The following is an 18,916-nucleotide window of genomic DNA, read 5'->3' as shown; positions in this document are numbered from 1 at the left end:
CTAGTCTCCCAGTTCCCGTTCCCAGTCGAAATCCGCCGGCGGCGCGGTGGGCACGGTGCCGCCGTCCCCGTCCTCCGCGTGGCCGTCCCATTGGCAGGCGTCCATGTCCACGTGCTCGTCGTCGGCGAACGTGACGCCTTCGGCTTCCAGCATCTCGCGCTGCACGTCGGGCCCGCCGAACGCGAACCCCTTGCACAGCCCGCCGTCCTTGAACACCACGCGGTGGCACGGGATGTTGTTCACTTCCGCGCCCGGATCGGGGTTCGCGTGCAGCGCGTACCCCACGTAGCGTGCGGAACGAGGCGCGCCGATGAGGCGTCCCACCTGCCCGTACGATGCCACCTTGCCGTGCGGAATGCGCCGCACCACCTCGAATACCCTGTTGGAGAAATCGCCCATCATGCCGTCCTCTCGCATCTTGTTTCCACCCCAGTATACGGCAATCGCCGCGCTGCGGGCCCGCGCGCTGGGTGCGCGTCGGGCAGGCGAGCGCGCCGTGCTTGCATTCCGCTTGAAACGCGTTCGAAGCGCGCAAGATCCGCGTTCGATGCGCGCCCCCTCCGCGCTGGACGCATGCCATCCCCGCGTAAGACCAGGTCGTTACTATAGAAGGGAGGAAAACGCCCCGCTGCATCGCCTGCGTCGCGCAGCCTTCACCGCTCGACAATCAACCCGAGGCATGATACTATTGTAAGACGAAAGTAGGAAGCGCATGGCCGAGATCAAGGTGCACCCCCGCGTTCATCGGCGGCATCCGGAAATCGACGACGAAGACGTTCGGTCCGCATGGAGAAACGCCATCAGGTTCGTTTTGCGGCAGTTGAACGAAAAGGATCATTACCTGGTGATCGGCCAAGGTGCGAGCGGCAGGGTGATCGAGATCGTTGCAGCGAGGGAAGACAACGGGTCGGTGCTCGTCTTCCATGCGATGACTCCTCCCTCGAAAAAGACCTTGAAGGAACTCGGCTTCATAAGGAGGTAGCTATGGGTATGCATACGAAGGATGGAAGACCGGTGACCGACGAGATGCTCGACGAGTGGGCGGAGGCGTATGAGCGGGGGGAGTGGCCCGAGGGCAAGACCGTCGTCATGGGGCGGCCGCGGCTTGCGGACGAGGAGGTGCGCCCCGTCACCTTCAAGCTTCCCGTCTCGACCATTCGCGCGCTCGATCTGAAAGCGCTCGCGCAGGGTGGCACGAGGTCGCAGGCGTTGCGCCAGGCGGTCGACGATTATCTGGCTCAAGCATAAAGCAGGCCGTCAAAGGCTTCCCTTTTCGTCCCATCCCTCGTATGATTGAACCTCTGATTGAAACAACTGCTCGCTTCTTTCTCCGGGGGGTCTACGATGGGACCGATCGACAGCCGCAACGCCGGCCGCAGGGATGCCACCGAGCCCCTGCAAGCCGAACCGTTCAACTTCCAGCCGGTGGGCATGCCCGTGCGCCCCACCGACCTCGTGGACGCCGAGGCGCTCGCCGACATGCAGGCGTTCAACGACCTCAAGGCCCGCCGCAAGAAGCAGAAGCGCAAGAAGATCGTCATCGGCGTCGTGTCGGCCGTGGTGCTGCTGGCCGTAGCGGGCGGCGCTTTCGCGTGGTATGCCGCCGACCAGACGGCCAAGGCGCTCGAGAACATGGCGCCCCAAACCGCGTTCGTGGAGCAGGGCACCTTCACCGAGACGGTCTCGGCGTCGGGCAACCTCCAACCGGTGGCCTCGGTCAGCGCCACGCCCGAGGTGGACGGCATCGTGGGCGAGGTGTTCGTGGCCGTCGGCGACGCGGTGGAAGAAGGGCAGACGCTGTTCACCGTGGTCAACGACGACCTCGACAAGGCCGTGAACCAGGCGGCCCAGGGCATCGAGGAGGCCAAGAACGGCGTGGCCCAGGCGCAGAACGCCGTGAACGACGCCTACCACGCGAAGTCGGCCGGCCAGCAGGCCGCCGCGCAAGTGCAGGCCCAGGCGCAGGCGGCCGCCGCCGCAGCAGCCGAGGCGGGCGCGGCCGAATCGTTCGGCGAGCAGGCCTCCTTCGACGAGGCCAGCGCCGACTCCTCCATTCGCCAGGCCGAGCTGGCCCTGAGCAACGCGAACCTCGCGCTGCAAAACGCGCAGACCGCCTACGACGAAGCCGTCGCCCGCGCCGCCAAGCGCACGGTCACGGCGTCCATCGCCGGCAGCGTCGTGGCCGTCAACATCGAGCCCGGCAAGGCGCTCGGTGCGGCGGGCACCTCCACAACCTCGCCCGTGCAGATTGCCGACCTGTCCCAGATGACGGTGTCCATCAACGTGAGCGAGATCGACATCCTCAAGGTCAGCGCCGATCAAACGGCCGAAGTCTCCTTCACCGCCGCCCCTGACCTCACGCTGCCCGCCACGGTGGTCAGCATCGCCACCACGTCGACGGGTTCGTCCGACGGCTCGGGCGGCGCCATGTACGGCGGTCAGGGCGGTGCGGTCACCTACCCGGTGAAGCTGCTCATCGCCGAGCCCGATCCGCGGCTCAAGCCCGGCATGACCGCGAAGGCCACCATCACCACGACCACCATTGACAACGCGCTCATGGTGCCCATCTCCGCCGTGCAGTCCGACGGCACGGGCGGCAGCTTCGTCCTCGTGGTCACCGACCCCGAAACGCAGGAAACCGCGATGCGCGATGTCGAGATGGTCGCTTCCGACGGTTTGACCGCCGTGGTGAAGGGCCAGGTGAAGGCCGGCGACGAGATCGTCGTCAGCGCGGGCATGGGCATGGGTGTGGGCGCGGCCGACTCTGCGATGACGGGCGGCGACGGCATGTCCATGTCGGTGGCCGATGCCGGCGGCAGCGTCGTGGTGGGCTAGCGCCGTGGGATACGTCGTGGAGGCCGTCGACCTCCATCGCATCTACGAGAGCGCTTCGGGATACACGCACGCCCTGCGCGGCGTGTCGCTCAGCGTCGAGCAGGGCGAGTTCCTGGCCATCATGGGCCCCTCGGGTTCGGGCAAGTCCACGCTCATGAACCTGCTCGGCTGCCTCGACACGCCCACGCGCGGCCGCTACCTGCTCGAGGGCATCGACGTGGCCGACTACCGCGAAGACGAGCTCGCCGAGATCCGCGCCACGCGCCTCGGCTTCGTGTTCCAGTCGTTCAACCTCCTGCCGCGCGCCACCGTGCTGCGCAACGTGGTGCTGCCGCTCATCTACACGGCCTGCCCGCGCAAGGAACGCGAGCTGCGGGCGCACGCGGCGCTGCGCAGCGTGTCGCTCGACGAGCGGCTGTACGACCACCGCAGCAACGAGCTGTCGGGCGGCCAGATGCAGCGCGTGGCCATCGCGCGCGCCCTCGTGAACGACCCGGCCCTCATCCTGGCCGACGAGCCCACCGGCAACCTCGACACCGCCACGGGCGACATGGTGCTCGAAACGTTCAAGCGCCTGCGCGACCAGGGCAAAACCATCGTGCTCATCACCCACGAGCCCGATGTGGCCGCCCATGCCGACCGCGTCGTGCACATCCGCGACGGCCGCCTCTACGAGGGGCCGCACGGCGGGGAAGGGGCACGGCTATGAAGCTTTCCGACCTCTTCTACGAAACCTGGCACGCGCTGTCCGCGAACAAGGGCCGCTCGTTCCTCACTATCCTCGGCATCGTCATCGGCATCGCGGCGGTCATCGCCATGACCTCGCTCATCGGCGGCATCCAGACCATGCTCATGGGCGAGATGGGCTTCGAGCAGGCGCGCCAGGTGTCCATCAACGCCTACTCGTCGAGGGGCATCACGTTCGACGACCTCGACAAGCTCAAGACGGGCATGCCCGAATACGACACCATCACCGGCATCACGTACTCGTCGAGCGAGTTCACCGGCGCCGACGGGCAGACGAACTACATGGGCATCACCGGCGTGCGCCCCGCCTACTTCGCGGTGAGCGGCTCGAAGCTCAAGGAAGGCCGCTTCTTCACCGACAGCGAGGAGCAGAACGCCGCGCGCCTTGCGGTGATCGATTCCAACTCCATCATGCAGCTGTTCGGCAGCGCCGATGCGCAGGTGGTGGGGCAGACCATCCGCCTCGGCAACGACGACTACACCGTGGTGGGCGTGATCGACTCCACCTCGTTCATGTCGGGCGGCGCGCAGGCGTACGTGCCCTTCACCACGGTGGAGACGCGTCTCGGCGGCGCGAACGGCATTTCGCAGATCATCGGCTTCGCGAAGGAAGGCACCGACATGGACCGGCTCGTCGAGACGACCCAGTCGTACGTGGCGCAGTACTTCGGTTTGGATGCGGAAGAGGTGTACGTGTCGTCGCTCGACGCCATCATCAAGCAGATGGAGACGATGATGACGTCGTTCTCGCTGCTCATGGGCTCGGTGGCGTCCATCTCGCTGTTCGTGGGCGGCATCGGCATCATGAACATGATGCTGACGAACGTCACCGAGCGCATCCGCGAGATCGGCCTGCGCAAGTCGCTCGGCGCGCGCCGTCGCGACATCACGAAGCAGTTTTTGCTCGAGGCCATCATGCTGTGCGTGACGGGCGGCATCTTCGGCATCGTGTTCGGCTTTCTGGCTGCGTGGGGCTTGGGGCAGGTGATCGGCGCGGTGCAGGCCGGCATGACCATCACCCCCGTGCTCGCGCCCGGCGTGGTGTTCGGCGCGGTGGCCGTGTGCGTGCTCATCGGCGTCATCTTCGGCTACTACCCGGCCCGCCGCGCCGCCAAGCTCGACCCCGTGGAGTCCCTGCGCTACCAGTAACGGCAACGAGAGGGGATGCGGAGCGAACGAACGCACCTTCGCGGCGTTCATTGAGTCAAACGATGGTAGAATGCTCCGGTACAAGTTAAGTTGGCTACGATTGGCGCGCCGGGCGCGGCGCCGAGCCGTCGATGAGACGGTCCGAGGGGAATGCGGGTGGAAATCCCGCGCTATACCAGTAACCGTAAACGCCGATGAGCGGAACCAGACAGCGCGCGGCAGCGCTGCCCCGTCTCAGATGAAGCAAAGTCGGAATACCTGCCATCATACCTCGAAGCCCTGGAAAGAGAGGTTCCGATGACCATCGGTTCTTTGTCCGCGCGTGCCGATTCAGGCGCGAGCATCCCCCAGAAGCTCCTGTCGATCCTGCTGGCCTGCGTGCTTGCCGTATCGCTCGTCCCCAGCCCCGCCTGGGCAAGCGATGGGGAAGCCGACGCCACCTCTACGGCATCGGCTGAGGAGAAGGCGACCGTTCAACCGGTCGACGACCCAACGACAGATGATGCGGTCTCCCTCGATGCGCCTCTGGACGCGTCTCAGAACGATTCGCTCTCCTCGTCTCCCGATGGCGAGATCGTCGAATCGCCAGACGAGGAGCCTGCGATAGCGGATCCGGTCGGATCGGAACTCGATCGTCCAGTGGCGCTCTCTGCGGAGGAGCCTCCTGCTTCGGATGGTTCGGACGTTGCTGCCGAGGCTGCGACGGTAACCGCGCTTAACGACGAGTCCTACATCATCATCCAGGATTCGGCGGATGAGACGGACGAATACGAACGCACGAAGGATACGAAGATCAAGGTGGGTCAGACGATGTACGCGAATGCGTACGATGGCGCCTCCTATTCGGACAACCGCATTCCCGCCCAAAGCGGTTGGAGTTATCAGTGGCTTGCTGGCAACGAAAAAAGCGATCCCGACTCGGCGTACGTTCCGATTGCGGGGCAGACCGGACCGTCGTTGACCGTGACCGAAGACCTGCTCGACCAGGTTGTCGGAAAGTATATTCGCGTCAAGGTGACCGGTGATGGGCAGGTTCTGTACGGGCCGGGTTCGTGGCTCTCGACGCCCGCGTCTTCAGCGACCTACACGCCCGGCCCGGTGGTTGCGGATGGGGCGATCACCGTCAGCAATGTGGTCCTTGCCTACAACGGAGCCGACTTCGGCAGCGACTACGAAAGCGTCCCTGACGCTCACGTGGGCGATGTGATCAAGGCGGCCGCCTATGATAGCGAAGACCCTTCTACAATGTACTACGGCGACAAGGTGGATTTCTCCTGGCAGGTAGCCGAGAGCGCAGACGGGGAGTTCAGGGAAGTCTTTGTTGGCGACACGTATACCGTGGGCTCTTTCGCCGGCAAGTACCTCAAGGTGGTTGCCACGGCGAAAGACGGAGGCTCGTCGCATGCGACCGAGGCGGGACGTATCCTGGCCGAGGGCGTGTACACGCTGGTCAGCGCATCGGTGACGAAAACCTCTTCGACCACGCCCACCACGCTGACCGCAAGCGCTTTCACAGGTGACTATTACTCGCAGACCAAGGTGGACAACAAGTACGTCAGCTACACGTGGGAGGTGTGCAAGACCAACCCGATCTATGGGTCGGACAAAACGTGGACGGTGAAGAAGGTCGGCGCGAAGGGCGATGACAGGCTTGAGCTGACGGATGCCGACGGCGCGTGCTGGGTGCGCGTCAAGGCCGATGCGGGCGACAACACCACGGGCCCGTCGAGCTCGGTCGGGCCCATCAAGCCTGTCGGCGTGTACGATATCAAGCTCGCGCTGTTCTCGAACGTCACCGATGGGGATGTGGAGAGCAACTACTACAAGGTCGGCGACACGATCGGCCTGCACGTGTACGAGAGCACCGAGGCCAATATGAAAGGCGGTCTCATTCCCGTCGAGAGCCTCACCTGCACGTGGAAGGTGGCCGATGCTGCGAACGGCACGTTCGCCGAACTGACCGATGGCAATGCCCACAAAGCGTCGTTCGAGATCACCGAGGCTTACCAGGGCAAGTACCTCACCTGCGAGGTGTCAGCCGGTGTCGATACGTACGAACTGCACGTAACCAAGCAAATTGCAGCTGCAAGCGCCTTGAGCGTGAGCAAGGTCGAGCTGACCAATTCCGACGCGAACGGTCGTGTCATCCCCGGCAGCACGCTGAGCGCCCATGCCTACGATTCTGCTGGCAAAGACATCACGAGCGAGGTGCTGTCCGCAGGCCTGTCGTTCGCGTGGTATACGAGCGAGTATGCCAGCGGGTCCAGCCCGAGGCGCATCACGGGAGCTCAAGATGCCAGCTTCTCCGTGACGAACGAAAATGCGATGGCGCTCAAGGACAAGTATCTGGTGGCGACAATCGTTGACGAACGTGGGGCCGATGTCTCCGGCGTTACGGGCGTCAAGGTTTCCGTTCCGAATGCGGTTCGCCTGTACAGCGTCTCCGTCGACAACGCGGTTTCTGGGAAGCCGACGGTTGGCGTGCCGCTTATGGCGACGGTCAAAAAGGGAACGAGCGCAAGCAACGCGGTGGAACTAGGCTCCGACGACGCCGTGTCCTACCAGTGGCAATACACCTCAATTGCAAACACGACGTCGGACAGCCGCTTTTACGACATCGCCGGCGCGACGAGCAGCGTGTACGTGCCCACCGCCACCATGAAGAACAAGTATCTGCGCGTTGTGGTTACGAGTCAGAACGAGATTGCCTCGACGAAATTCACGCGCCCCTACGTGTACGCTATCGGCCCGGTGAGCGAGCCTTCCGTCACCTACGACCTCTCGTCGGTTGCATTGTCTTCCGATGCAGAGGGCTATCGGGTTGGCGCCACGCTCCTGCCTTCCCCGAAGTACCAAGAAGGCGAGTTCGAGAAGGCCGTTCCGTCGGATGCCTACGTCGGCTACACATGGTATTCATCTGACAACGCGGACGGAACGAACGCGAAGGAGCTGAGCGGCTTCGATGCAAAGACGGGCGCTCTGAAATTGGCTCGCGGTCTCGAAGGCTCATACGTTTTCGTCGAGGCGAATGCGCTGGGTTCGCCCGCGAAGAGTACTCCCGTCAAGGTAGTGGCGGGTGCTCTTTCGGCAACCGTCAAGGTGACGGGCATTTCCGAACGGGATAGCGATGGGCAGTATTCGCTCGAGGACTGGATCCCCCTGACTGAATACGAATGGCAAAGCGATAAGAACGTCTCCGCATGGGACGTGTTCAGCGAGCTTCTTCAGCGTGCGTACTATTCGTACAGTTTGCAGGACGGGTGGGTTCCCTATTCCATCACGCCGCCCGGCGGCGTTCCGCTCGCGGCGGAGCATCTTGGTGGATACAACTACAACTACTGGTCGTTCAAGGTCAACGGAACGTTCGCGAGCAGCTATCCGACAGGGTATAAGCTGCAGGACGGTGACACGATCGAACTCGTGTACCTTGTCAACGACGGCTCCGAGAAGCCGTCCGACATCGAGATCGTTCCCGATGCGCCTCGTCCCGATTACGATGACAGCGCTGCGTGGCCCGGGTACGCAGGCGGCAGCGCTTCCGGGCCTTCGACCGATGCGAAGACGCCGGTCGATACGACGGACCTGGCGTGGTCTTCCGCTCTGAAAGACAGTTCGGAGTACTCGAAGGGCGTGTCCGACCCCATCCTCGTCAACGGAGATGTTTACATTGCCGCCGGAAACACCCTCTACATCAAGGATGCCGCTACGGGCGAGACGAAGAAGCAGGCGACGCTCGCCGTGTCCATCAATACGACATCGCGTATCGTGTATGCCGACGGCCTCATCGTCGTGCCACTGTCGGGCGGTCGTCTGCAGGCTTTGACGGCCGACGACTTGGTTACCGTCTGGTTGACGGACGAACTTCCCGCACATATGACCGGTGGCTCTCAGCAATCGCTCACCACGCTCACCGTCCGTGATGGGTGCGTGTACTATGGAACGGCCGCTGCCGACTGGACGACGAGCTACGGCGGATACTATCTCTGCGTCGACTTGGCTACGGGTGAGACGAAGTGGATCAACAAGAACAGCGATGCCGGATACTATTGGTCCGGAGCGGCTTCGGCGGGTCCCTATCTCGTGGTCGCTGACGACAATGGTGTGGTACGCGCGCTCGATCCTGCGTCCGGCGACGTGGTGGCATCCCTCGATTTGGGAGTACGCGTTCGCTCAACTGTGATTGCAGACGCCGACGGCACGACGCTGTACGTGGTGTCGAACGACGGCGTGCTGCATAAGCTGTCCGTCGCTGCCGACGGAGCCTTGACACACGCCGGAAGCGTAAAATTCGGCAGCTCGAGCACATCGACTCCTTCGCTGACGAGCAACGGAAAGATCGTCGCGTGCGGCTCTTCTACCGAGGGTTACAACAACGACTGGGGCGGAATATCGTATTACGGAGTGATTGCCGTCATCGACGCGGCAACCATGACCTTGGAAAACCGGGTCGATAGGGTCGACGATGGGTCGTGGCTTCCCGCAGACGCGAAGTCGGCTCCGGTGATTGCCCAGGTAAACGGCGAAACCTATGCGTACTTCACGTGCAACTCCGTGCCGGGCGGCGTGTACCAGTATCGTTTGGGCGATACGAGCGCGGGCCTGATCTATCATCCGGAAGGGACGTTAGCGAACTACTGCATGGCTTCGGTTGCCGTCGGAGCCGATGGCACGTTGTACTACACCAACGATTCCGGCTACCTCATTGCGCTCAAGCACTCCAGCAAGATTCGCGTTACGTTCGACTCCAAAGGCGGGACGATCGTCGGGGTGTCCTTCGTCGCTCCGAACGAGAAAGTGTCCGCCCCCGCCGATCCTGTGCGGGAGGGGTATACGTTTGCCGGTTGGTTCGTCGATGAAGGATGCACGAAGGCTTGGGATTTCGATGCGCCGGTGACGGGCGCGATGACGCTGCATGCCAAGTGGGATAAGAAGCAGGACGGCAACGAAGGCGGAGACGACAACAAACATGATCCCGAACAGCCGGGTGGGGACGACCATGAGCAGGGCGGGTCGAGCAACGGCGGGGCAGACGACCCGCAGGATTCCCCTGCGCCGTATGCGAAGCCGCTGCCGGCGGGCGGCGCGCCTGCGGCGACGCATGCTCCCCTGACGCAGGAATCGGCCAAGACGGACGACGACAAGCAGGAGACCGAGAAGAAGGCGGAGCAGAAGGCCGACGCGTCAACGCGCTCGGAAGACCGCGCGAAGGCGACGTCGGCGGGCGTTGACGCCGACACGGGCGCCGGCGAGCAGCACGATGGCGTGAACCCGTGGGCGATGGGCGGTGTGGCGCTTGGCGTGATCGGGCTGATCGGCGCAACCGTGTACGTGGTGCGCACGCGCCGTCGCAACGGGGAGGCGTCGTAGCGGTGACCGACGAGACGAAACGGGAGACGCCGCTCGACGACGAGGCGCGCCGCGCAACGACGGCGGCGCGCGCGGAAGGCGACGCCGTGCCGCCCACCGAGTCTGAGGCATCGCCGCGGCGCGGGCTCAAGCCGCGGCAGCGTATCGCGGCGGCCGTGGTGGGCGCGCTATCCGTGGCCCTCATCGCCGTCTCGGCGGCGTTCCTGCTTCCGTCGGTCGAGCAGCCGGAAGCGTCAAGGGCCGCGGTGCCCGAGGTTTCCGCCTCGACCGGCGCACTCGCTTCGTCCGACAAGGGCGATGCGAACGAGAGCGAGGACAAGGGCGAAGGCGAAGGAGATGCGGCAGCATCGGACGAGGGGGACGCGTCGTCGGCCGATGCCGGCGCGTCGCCGTCCTCGGACGCGTCGTCGGCCGCTTCCTCCGAGGGAGGTGCGGATGCGGCGGGCTCGTCCGATGCGGGCGGCGCGTCGCCGTCCGGCTCAACGTCGGCACCGTCTCCCGACCCGGACCCGGCGCCTTCGGGCGGCGGATCGGGTTCGACCGCGCCTGCGACGGTCACCGTCTCGGTGGGCGTCAGCTCGTCGGCGGTGGGCAACCCGGTATCGGGCGGCGCGACGGCGACATTCTCGCCGGGCGCGACGGCCTACGACGCGCTCATGGCGTGCGGGCTGTCAGTGAATGCGGCATCGTCCCAGTTCGGCATTTACGTGAGCGCCATCGGTGGGTTGGCCGAGAAGGAGCACGGGGCGAAAAGCGGCTGGATGTACTCCGTCAACGGCACGACGCCGGGTATCGCCTGCAGCGGGTACGTGCTGCAGGACGGCGACAACGTACAGTGGTTCTACGTCACGTAGACTGCTAAGATGCTAGGGAAACGCCGTTGAGGCGTGTTCGAGTTCGACGAAAGGGTGAAGACGGTGTTCGGCAATCGTAGGGTGGCTATCGTCATGGCGGTGCTTGCGGTGATCTTCGCGGTGCTCGTGGTCATTTCGATCACGCAGACCGTGCACGCGTAAGGACGCGCTCGGCATGAAGCGCACGGCGTTCGATCTGTTCCATCCCGTCGTGGCGTTCTGCTACTTCGCCGCCTTCATCGTGCTGAGCATGACGGCGATGCAGCCGGTCTACCTGGCCATCTCGTTCGTCGGCGCGCTCGCGTACAGCATCGTGCTGCGCGGGTGGCGCGCGACGGGGCGCTCGTTCGCCTGGCAGCTGCCCCTCATCGTGATCGTCGCGCTGGCGAATCCGTTGTTCTCCTCGTCCGGCTCCACCGAGCTGTTCCGCATCGGGCTGCGGGCGTTCTACCTCGAGAGTTTCTTCTACGGCGGCTGCATGGGCCTCATGCTGGCATGCGTGCTCATGCTGTTCTCGAATGCCTCGACGGTGCTCACGTCCGACAAGGTCATGGCGCTGTTCGGCGGCGTCGCCCCCACGATCGGCCTCATGCTGTCGATGACGGCGCGCCTCGTGCCGCAGTTCGTGCGCCGCGGTTCCGACATCGGCGACGTGCAGCGCGCGTGCACGGCCTCGCGCGCGGCGACGCAGGGCAAGCGCGGCGCGGCGCGCGGCTACCTGCGCCTGACCTCGGTGCTCATGGGATGGAGCATGGAGGACTCGCTCGATACGGCGAGCGCCATGAAGGCGCGCGGGTGGGGAGCGAGCGCCCGCCGCACGACGTACGCGCGGTACCGGTTCCGGCGCTTCGACGCGGCGGCGCTTGCGTGCCTGGGCGCGCTCGCGCTTGCGGCTGCGGGCGCGGCGTGGACGGCCTGCACGTTGTTTCATTTCTATCCGACGATCGGCGGCTGGGCGCCCTGGTGGAGCTATCTGCCGTATGCGCTGTTCGCAGCCCTGCCGATTGCGATGACGACGAAGGAGCGCATGCGATGGCGGGCGTGATGGCCCTCGAGGCGAGCGGTTTCTCGTTCTCGTATCCGGACGCGTCGGCGGGCATCGGCCCGCTCGATTGGCGCGTGGAAGAAGGCGCGTTCCAGCTCATGGTGGGCGCGACCGGCAGCGGCAAGACCACGCTCTTGCGCTGCTGCACGCCGGCGATCGCGCCGGCGGGGGAGCGCGCGGGGTCGATTCGCGTGTTCGGACGCCCCGTCGACGAGCTGGATGCGGGCGAGGCCGCGTCGACGGTGGGCTACGTGGCGCAGAGCCCCGAAAATCAGATCGTGTGCGACACGGTGTGGCACGAGCTGGCCTTCGGGCTGGAGAACCTCGGCGTGGCGCAGGACGCGATGCGCCGCCGCGTGGCCGAGGTGGCGCACTTCTTCGGCATCGAGCCGTGGTTTCGCCGCGCCATCGACGAGCTGTCGGGCGGCCAGAAGCAGATGGTCACCCTGGCCGGCACGCTGGCCATGCAGCCGCGCCTCCTGTTGCTCGACGAGCCCACCTCCCAGCTCGACCCGGTGGCCGAGAAGAACTTCCTGCACGCGCTGTTCCGCGTGAACCGCGAGCTCGGCATCACCGTCGTGGTGGCAACCCATGCCCCCGAGGCGATGACCGACTACGCCACCGACGTGGTGGAGCTGCGGGACGGGCGGATGCATCCCCTCGCCCTTTGCTCCGAGCGCGCACCTTCGGGAGTCGCACGCCCCCTGCTCGGCGCAAAGGGGGAGGGGGCCGGCGCCCGCGACTCCTCGCGCCCTCCCTCCCTCTCGCTCAGCGACGCCTACGTGCGCTACGCGCGGGACGCGTCCTGGGTGCTTCGCGGCTGCGACCTCGACGTCGCGGCGGGCGACATCCATGCCGTCGTGGGCGGCAACGGCTGCGGGAAGTCGACGCTGCTGCGGGCGGCCGCGGGCGTGTTGAAGCCCGAGCGCGGCCGCGTGGTCAACGCGCTGTCTGCGCGCCAGGCGCTGCTTCCGCAAGATCCGAAGGCCTTGTTCGTGTGCGACACGGTGGCCGAAGAGCTGCGCGAATGGCAGACGAACTGCGGCTACGCCGACGAGGCCGTCGCCGCGCAGCTTGAGCGTTTCGGGCTGGACAAGCGAGCGACGAACCATCCCTACGACCTCTCGGGCGGCCAGCAGCAGCTGCTCGCCTTCGCGAAGCTGCTGCTCACCGACCCCGACCTGCTGCTGCTCGACGAGCCCACGAAGGGCCTCGACGCGCCGTCGAAGCTGCTCGTGGCCGACGCCTTGCGCGACCGCGCGCGGGCCGGCGCCACCGTCGTGCTCGCCACGCACGACCTCGCGTTCGCCGCGCTCGTGTCGGACCGCACCACCATGCTGTTCGACGGCGAGGCCGCCTGCACCGAGCCCACGGCGGCGTTCTTCGCGGGCAACCTGTTCTACCGCCCGGCCGACGACGCGTTCGCCCGGCTGTGGCGCGAGGAGCGCGCATGAGCCGTCCCGCTGCGCATCCGCCGATGACGGCGCGCATCCTGGCGGCCCTCGAGGTGCCGGCCCTCGTCGCCGTGCCGCTCGTCTTGGGCGCATGCGCCTACTTCGGGGTGGAGCAGGGCGCCCTGCTCACCGTGGTCGTGGCGTTTGCGGCAGTGGGCGTGTTCTTCGCCAGCTTCGAGGCGTCGCGGCCATCGTTGCGCCAGATCATGCCCACGGTGGTGCTCGGCGCGCTCGGCGCGGCGGGCCGCGTGCTGTTCGCGCCCATCCCCGACTTCAAGCCGGTTTCGGCCATCTGCATCCTCGCCGGCGCCGTGTTCGGCCGGCGCAGCGGCTTCCTCGTGGGAGCGCTCGCCGCGCTCGTGTCCAACTTCTTCTTCGGACAGGGCCCCTGGACGCCGTGGCAGATGTACGCCTGGGGCCTCGTGGGCTACCTCGCCGGCGTGCTGGCCGATCGCGGCTGGCTCGACAAGCCGCTCGTGCTCTACGCCTACGGCTTTTTGTCCGCCCTGCTGTACGGCCTGCTGCTCAACGGCTGGTACGCCATCGGCTTCGTGCATCCCTTCGCCTGGGAGGCCGTCGTTCTGTCCTTCGTCGCGGCCCTGCCGTTCGACGTCACGCACGGCATTGCCACGGTCGTGTTCCTCGCCGTGCTCTACGCTCCGTGGCGCAAGAAGCTCGACCGCATCAAGCGGAAGTACGCGCTCGTCCTCGACGACCCCGCGCGCTGAGTCCAGAGCGCTCGAGCCCACAGCGCCCGAGCCCACGGCGCGCTCGAGCCCGCGCCCCACGCCGCTGACCTTCCCGATCGTCCTCCCCATGGCCTCCTCCCATCCTCTCAGTGTTACGAATTCTAGAATTGTGTTACCATTTCCGCATCAGGAGGACTTACTCAAAGGAGAAGAACATGCTGGACGAATCGCTGTGGCTCAAGGTTGCCGACTTCCACGGACATCGGTGCCCGGGCCTCGCCATCGGGTTCAAGGCGTGCGAGGGGGCCCTTGCCGAACTGGGGCTCGATGCCTCGCGGCTGCCGGCGGTGGACGAGGAGATCGTGTGCGTCACCGAGAACGACGCATGCGGGGTCGATGCCGTGCAGGTGCTGTTGGGATGCACCTTCGGCAAGTCGAACCTCATCCCGCGGCTGCGCGGCAAGATGGCGTTCTCGTTCTTCGTGCGTGGAACCGATCGTCAGGTTCGCCTCGTCCTCGAGGCGAAGAACGAGCGCATGAGCCGTGCCGAATACCAGGACTACCTGCTGAGCACCCCCTACGACCAGCTGTTCAAGGTGGAGCAGCCGTCGTACGGCCTGCCTGAGCCGGCGCGTCTGTTCCCTTCGCAGGCGTGCGCGGTTTGCGGCGAGTCCACGGCTGAATTCGGCCTGCGGGTGCAGGGCGGCGCGCTTGTGTGCCTCGACTGTTACGACGCATACGAGCGGGAAGGGTTTTAGTGCCCTCGCGCGCCGTACGAATATCCGATAGGCAGCGCGGCATCGAGCGCCGCCATTGGCTCGTGGTGGCCGCATTGGCTGCCGCGTGCGTGTTCGTGGCGCTCGTGGCGCTTGCCAGCGGAGCCTCGAACATGGGCGTTGCGGAAAGCGCGCAGGCGCTGTTCGGCTTCGGCTCGGCTCAGGACGTCATGACGGTGCGCTCCATCCGCCTGCCGCGCGTGGTGTGCGCCATCGTGGCGGGCGCCGGCCTCGCGTTGGCCGGTGCCGTGCTGCAGAGCGTGCTCGAGAATCCGCTCGCTTCCGCATCGACCGTGGGCATCTCGCAGGGCGCCGCGTTCGGCGCCACGATAGCCATCCTGCTCATCATCCCCGCGTTCGCCGGATCGTCCACGAACGTCGGCATGGGCACCGTCGCCGTCTTCGCGTTCGCGGGCGCCATGGTTTCCAGCGTGATCGTGCTGGCGTTCTCGCGGTTGGGCTTTTCCAGTCCCGAGAGCATCATCCTCGTGGGCGTGGCGCTTTCCGCGCTGTGGGCCGGAGCTTCCACCATCATCCAGTACTTCTCCGACGATCTTGAGCTCACGAAGGTCATATTCTGGCAGTTCGGCGATCTCGGCCGCGCCACGTGGTCGCAGATAGGGTTCATGGCGTTGGTCGGCGTCGTGTGCGCCGGCTACTTCTTCGCGAACCGTTGGAACTACAACGCGCTGCAGAACGGCGGCCACGTGGCGGGCGGTCTCGGAGTGGACGTGAAGCGCACGCGCGTGGCGGGCGTGATCGCCGCGTCGCTCATGGCGGCGGTCATGGTGTCGTTCGTGGGGCTCATCAACTTCATCGGCCTCATCGCGCCGCACATCGCGCGACGGCTCGTGGGCGACGACTACCGCTTCCTGCTGCCGGCGTCGCTCGTGCTGGGGTCGATCATCATGCTGGCAAGCGATCTGGCGGCGCGCATGGTCATATCGCCCATCATCCTGCCCATCGGCGCCATCACGTCGTTTCTCGGCGCGCCGCTGTTCCTTTACCTGCTGTATCGGGGGTACAAACGATGAACGGAAGACAAGCGGGCGACGCGTCGGCGGCGCTTGCCGCGCGCGGGCTGTCGTACGCCTATCCCGCGAGCGTCGGCACCGTGTTCGACGGCGTTGACTTCGAGGCGAAGACGGGCTCGGTGCTCGGCATCCTCGGCAACAACGGCGCGGGCAAGTTGACGCTGCTCAACGTGCTGGCCGGCATCGTCAAGCCGACGTGCGGGACGGTGGACGTCGCGGGGCGCCCGCTCGCATCGCTCAACCGTCGCGAGATCGCCCGGCACATCGCCTACGTGGCTCAACAACAGCGCATTCCGCACCTGAGCGTGTACGACCAGGTGCTGCTCGGCCGCCGTCCCCACGTCGGCTGGGCGCTGTCCGACCGCGATCGCGCGGTGGTGGCCGAAACCATCGACCGGCTGGGGCTCGAGCCGTTCTCCGCGCGCTTTCTCGACGAGCTGTCGGGCGGTGAACGCCAGAAGGTGTACATCGCCCGCGCGCTTGCGCAGGAGCCCGAGGTGCTGCTGCTCGACGAGCCTACGAGCGCCCTCGACCCCAAGAACCAGCTCGAAGTGCTCGACATCGTGCGCTCCATCACGCGGCAGGGCGCGCTGGCCACGGTGCTCGTCATCCACGACATCAACCTCGCCCTGCGCTTCTGCGACCGCTTCCTTCTCGTGCGCGACGGCGCGGTCGTGGCGCGGGGCGGCCGCGACGTCGTCACGGGCGAGACGCTTTCGGCAACCTATGACGTGTCGTTCCGCATCGAAGAGGTGGCCGGCGTACCCGTGGCCGTCCCCGTCGACGCCGCGGTTGCATAGGAGGATACCCCCGCAGCATGACGAAAGGGCCCCTGAGGGCCCTTTCGCGCGTCTTGTGCGGTGCGGTGCGTTACGCGATGTTCGCGAGGTCGACCTGTTTGAACTCGTAGCCCTCCGCCGAAAGATCGCCGGACAGCTTCTTGCCGAGGAAGAACTCGGTGATCTCGTCGAGCTTCTGCGTGGGATCGACGTCCTTGAACTGCTCGGGGTAGGCGACGGCGCCCACCTGGTAGCAGTTCGCCAGCGCCAGCTCGATGTTCGTGGCGTAGAAGCGGTAGGAGATGAGCGTGTAGGTCTTCTTGTCCTGCACGGCGTCGAGCGCCGCGAAGTAGGCGGGGTTGGCGTCGTAATCCTCCTTGATGAGGGGGAGGTTGCCGCCCTCGACGAAGATGCAGTCCGGTTGTGCGGCAGCCACCTTTTCGAGGTCGATGTCGAAGGCTCCGTTCGCCCCCTCGACATCGGCGATGTTCTGCACGTTCGTTTCCTCGAAGGGCGGGAAGTGCGCTTCGGTGCCCGCGAACCCGTGGCCTCCGCGGAAGCTGATGCCCGCGGCGTATGCGGTGATGCGGTCGGCATCGGCGATGCCCGCCGTGCGCTTCTCGAGGTCGGCCTGCGTGTCCTGCATGTAGGCGACGATCTCCTCGGCGCGGTCCCGCTTGCCCACGATGTCGCCCATCAGGTTGACGTTGTCGTAGAACACCTGGTCGAACACGATGTCGCTCAGCGTGAGACACACCACGGGGATGCCCGTTTTCTCCTGCAGCGCATCGGCCGCGTCCTTGTCGATGGAGGCGAATATCACGTCGGGTGCCACCTGCATGATGGCCTCCTCGTTGGGAGTGGTGCCCTTCGAGCCGCCGTCGCCGATGACGGGCAGATCCTTGAACGTGTCGTGGTTCACGTGGCGGTAGCTGCAGGTCACGTTGTCCTCGAGCTCGGACTGTTCGACGCCTACCACCTTGTCGACGGCGTCCAAGTATGAGATGAGGCGCAGCGAGCTCGAGCCGATGCCGATGATCTTGTCGGCCTCGGCGGGCACTTCGACGCTGCGTCCCACCATGTCGGTGACGGTGCGCGTGGCGGCCTGCTCCTGCGCGGCCGCCCCGTTGTGCGCCTCGTCGGTCGGCGGCGCGCTGCACGCGGCGAGCGAAACCGCCAGCATGCCGGCGGCCATCAGCGCCGCCAGTTTGCCGACGATGCGCCCCCGTTCCTTGCGTTGATCCATGAGGAAATCCTTTCGATACGGCGATACTGATGCGTATGGTAACACGAAAATGAAATTCGTAACACTGCTGGGATGCGGGAGGCGGGGAGAAGGCGGTGGGCGCCGTTAGGAGGCGTCGGGCGGTGGGGGCGTGCCGTCGGACGGCGGCCGGTGCGAGCGCACCGCCTTCCGCAGCACGCCCCGCATCGCCGCGCGCGTGCTACAATGCCCTTCGACTCAACCAGGGAAGGACCGCTCATGCCAACGCCCCGCTCGCTCGACGAAGCCGCCTCCGCACTCAAACGCGGCGAGGCGGTCATTTTCCCCACCGAAACCGTGTACGGCCTGGGCGTGTCGGTGGAGGCCGTCGCCGGCCCCGACGTGCTGTACTCCCTGAAGGAGCGTGACCGCGGCAAGCCCATCTCCTGGCTCGTGGCAGGCTGCGACGACCTCGACCGCTACGGCGCGCACGTGCCCGACCTGGCTCGCAAGCTGGCGCGCGCCTACTGGCCCGGTGCCCTCACGCTCATCGTGGAGGCGAGCGACGCCGTGCCGCCCGCGTTTCGCTCGGCCGCCGGCTCCATCGGCCTGCGCATGCCCGACAGCGCAACGGCCCTCGCCCTCATCGAGGCTGTCGGCTGCCCGCTTGCCACCACCTCGGCGAACCCCTCGGGCGAGGCGGCCCCCGGCGCCATCGACGCCCTCGACCCCCAGCTCGCGGCCCGCGTCAACGTGGTCCTCGCCGACGAGGCCGACGACGACAAGAGCGGCGTCGCGTCCACCGTCATCGACTGCACCGGCGACGCGCCGCGCATCGTCCGCGAGGGCGCCGTCACGCCCGCCGCCATCGCGGCCCTTTCCTGACGCGCGGCGCTTGCCGGATGTGTGCAGTCCTTTGCCGAACTGCTTAGCATAAGGCCTCGTATCGCCTGGACAAAAACGCGCCGATTCTCTAGTTTTTC

The 18,916-nt window shown here is 66.0% G+C and carries 17 protein-coding genes; 15 read left to right on the top strand and 2 right to left on the bottom strand.

Annotation, left to right across the window (positions count from 1 at the left end; all coding sequences use genetic code 11):
• On the bottom strand, positions 1-399 hold the full coding sequence (locus C1876_RS06230; protein WP_114545910.1) for an MGMT family protein: 399 nt from the start codon (positions 397-399) through the stop codon (positions 1-3).
• Positions 400-712: 313 nt separating this feature from the next.
• On the opposite strand from C1876_RS06230, the gene C1876_RS06225 reads away from it, so the two are divergent.
• The 14 genes from C1876_RS06225 (at position 713) to C1876_RS06165 (ending at position 16,750) form a co-directional block, all read left to right on the top strand.
• Entirely contained in the window at positions 713-982 is a 270-nt protein-coding gene (locus C1876_RS06225; protein ID WP_114545852.1) for a hypothetical protein, read from the top strand.
• Positions 983-984: 2 nt separating this feature from the next.
• Complete coding sequence (locus tag C1876_RS06220) at positions 985-1,248, top strand: ribbon-helix-helix domain-containing protein (protein ID WP_114545851.1); 264 nt, start codon at positions 985-987, stop codon at positions 1,246-1,248.
• Between the two features lie 96 nt (positions 1,249-1,344).
• A complete protein-coding gene (locus C1876_RS06215) occupies positions 1,345-2,835 on the top strand; it encodes an efflux RND transporter periplasmic adaptor subunit (protein ID WP_114545850.1) in 1,491 nt (496 codons plus the stop codon).
• Between the two features lie 4 nt (positions 2,836-2,839).
• Positions 2,840-3,544: an ABC transporter ATP-binding protein gene (locus C1876_RS06210; protein WP_114545909.1), complete on the top strand. Its 705-nt coding sequence runs from the start codon at positions 2,840-2,842 to the stop codon at positions 3,542-3,544.
• Complete coding sequence (locus C1876_RS06205) at positions 3,541-4,731, top strand: ABC transporter permease (protein ID WP_114545849.1); 1,191 nt, start codon at positions 3,541-3,543, stop codon at positions 4,729-4,731. Before C1876_RS06210 ends, C1876_RS06205 begins: the two co-directional genes overlap by 4 nt.
• Before the next feature lie 297 nt (positions 4,732-5,028).
• Positions 5,029-10,098, top strand: a complete 5,070-nt coding sequence (locus C1876_RS06200) for an InlB B-repeat-containing protein (protein WP_114545848.1) — start codon at positions 5,029-5,031, stop codon at positions 10,096-10,098.
• 2 nt (positions 10,099-10,100) lie between these two features.
• The gene (locus C1876_RS06195; protein ID WP_114545847.1) at positions 10,101-10,952 is read left to right on the top strand and encodes a DUF4430 domain-containing protein; all 852 of its coding nucleotides are present in this window, start codon (positions 10,101-10,103) and stop codon (positions 10,950-10,952) included.
• Between the two features lie 33 nt (positions 10,953-10,985).
• Positions 10,986-11,114 (top strand): hypothetical protein, encoded by a 129-nt coding sequence (locus tag C1876_RS18115; RefSeq protein ID WP_264465102.1) that lies wholly within the window; start codon positions 10,986-10,988, stop codon positions 11,112-11,114.
• 13 nt (positions 11,115-11,127) lie between these two features.
• Positions 11,128-11,997 (top strand): energy-coupling factor transporter transmembrane component T family protein, encoded by an 870-nt coding sequence (locus tag C1876_RS06190; protein ID WP_114545846.1) that lies wholly within the window; start codon positions 11,128-11,130, stop codon positions 11,995-11,997.
• Positions 11,985-13,451, top strand: a complete 1,467-nt coding sequence (locus C1876_RS06185) for an ABC transporter ATP-binding protein (protein WP_114545845.1) — start codon at positions 11,985-11,987, stop codon at positions 13,449-13,451. Before C1876_RS06190 ends, C1876_RS06185 begins: the two co-directional genes overlap by 13 nt.
• Positions 13,448-14,179 (top strand): ECF transporter S component, encoded by a 732-nt coding sequence (locus C1876_RS06180; protein WP_244910061.1) that lies wholly within the window; start codon positions 13,448-13,450, stop codon positions 14,177-14,179. The genes C1876_RS06185 and C1876_RS06180 overlap by 4 nt, the downstream gene beginning before the upstream one ends.
• 176 nt (positions 14,180-14,355) lie before the next feature.
• Positions 14,356-14,898: an FmdE family protein gene (locus C1876_RS06175; protein WP_211309515.1), complete on the top strand. Its 543-nt coding sequence runs from the start codon at positions 14,356-14,358 to the stop codon at positions 14,896-14,898.
• Positions 14,898-15,950, top strand: a complete 1,053-nt coding sequence (locus C1876_RS06170; RefSeq protein ID WP_244910060.1) for a FecCD family ABC transporter permease — start codon at positions 14,898-14,900, stop codon at positions 15,948-15,950. Before C1876_RS06175 ends, C1876_RS06170 begins: the two co-directional genes overlap by 1 nt.
• Positions 15,947-16,750: an ABC transporter ATP-binding protein gene (locus C1876_RS06165; RefSeq protein ID WP_114545844.1), complete on the top strand. Its 804-nt coding sequence runs from the start codon at positions 15,947-15,949 to the stop codon at positions 16,748-16,750. Before C1876_RS06170 ends, C1876_RS06165 begins: the two co-directional genes overlap by 4 nt.
• Before the next feature lie 70 nt (positions 16,751-16,820).
• Here the strand turns inward: C1876_RS06165 and C1876_RS06160 are convergent, their stop codons facing one another.
• Entirely contained in the window at positions 16,821-17,975 is a 1,155-nt protein-coding gene (locus C1876_RS06160) for an ABC transporter substrate-binding protein (protein ID WP_244910059.1), read from the bottom strand.
• A 237-nt stretch (positions 17,976-18,212) separates the two neighbouring features.
• Between C1876_RS06160 and C1876_RS06155 the strand changes: the two genes are divergently transcribed.
• On the top strand, positions 18,213-18,818 hold the full coding sequence (locus tag C1876_RS06155) for an L-threonylcarbamoyladenylate synthase (RefSeq protein WP_114545843.1): 606 nt from the start codon (positions 18,213-18,215) through the stop codon (positions 18,816-18,818).
• Positions 18,819-18,916 lie beyond the last annotated feature (98 nt).

The sequence above is a fragment of the Eggerthella sinensis genome (genome assembly GCF_003339815.1).
GTDB lineage: Bacteria > Actinomycetota > Coriobacteriia > Coriobacteriales > Eggerthellaceae > Eggerthella > Eggerthella sinensis.
The sequence above is the reverse complement of the archived record's forward strand: the minus strand, read 5'-3'. Positions and strand labels throughout refer to the sequence as shown.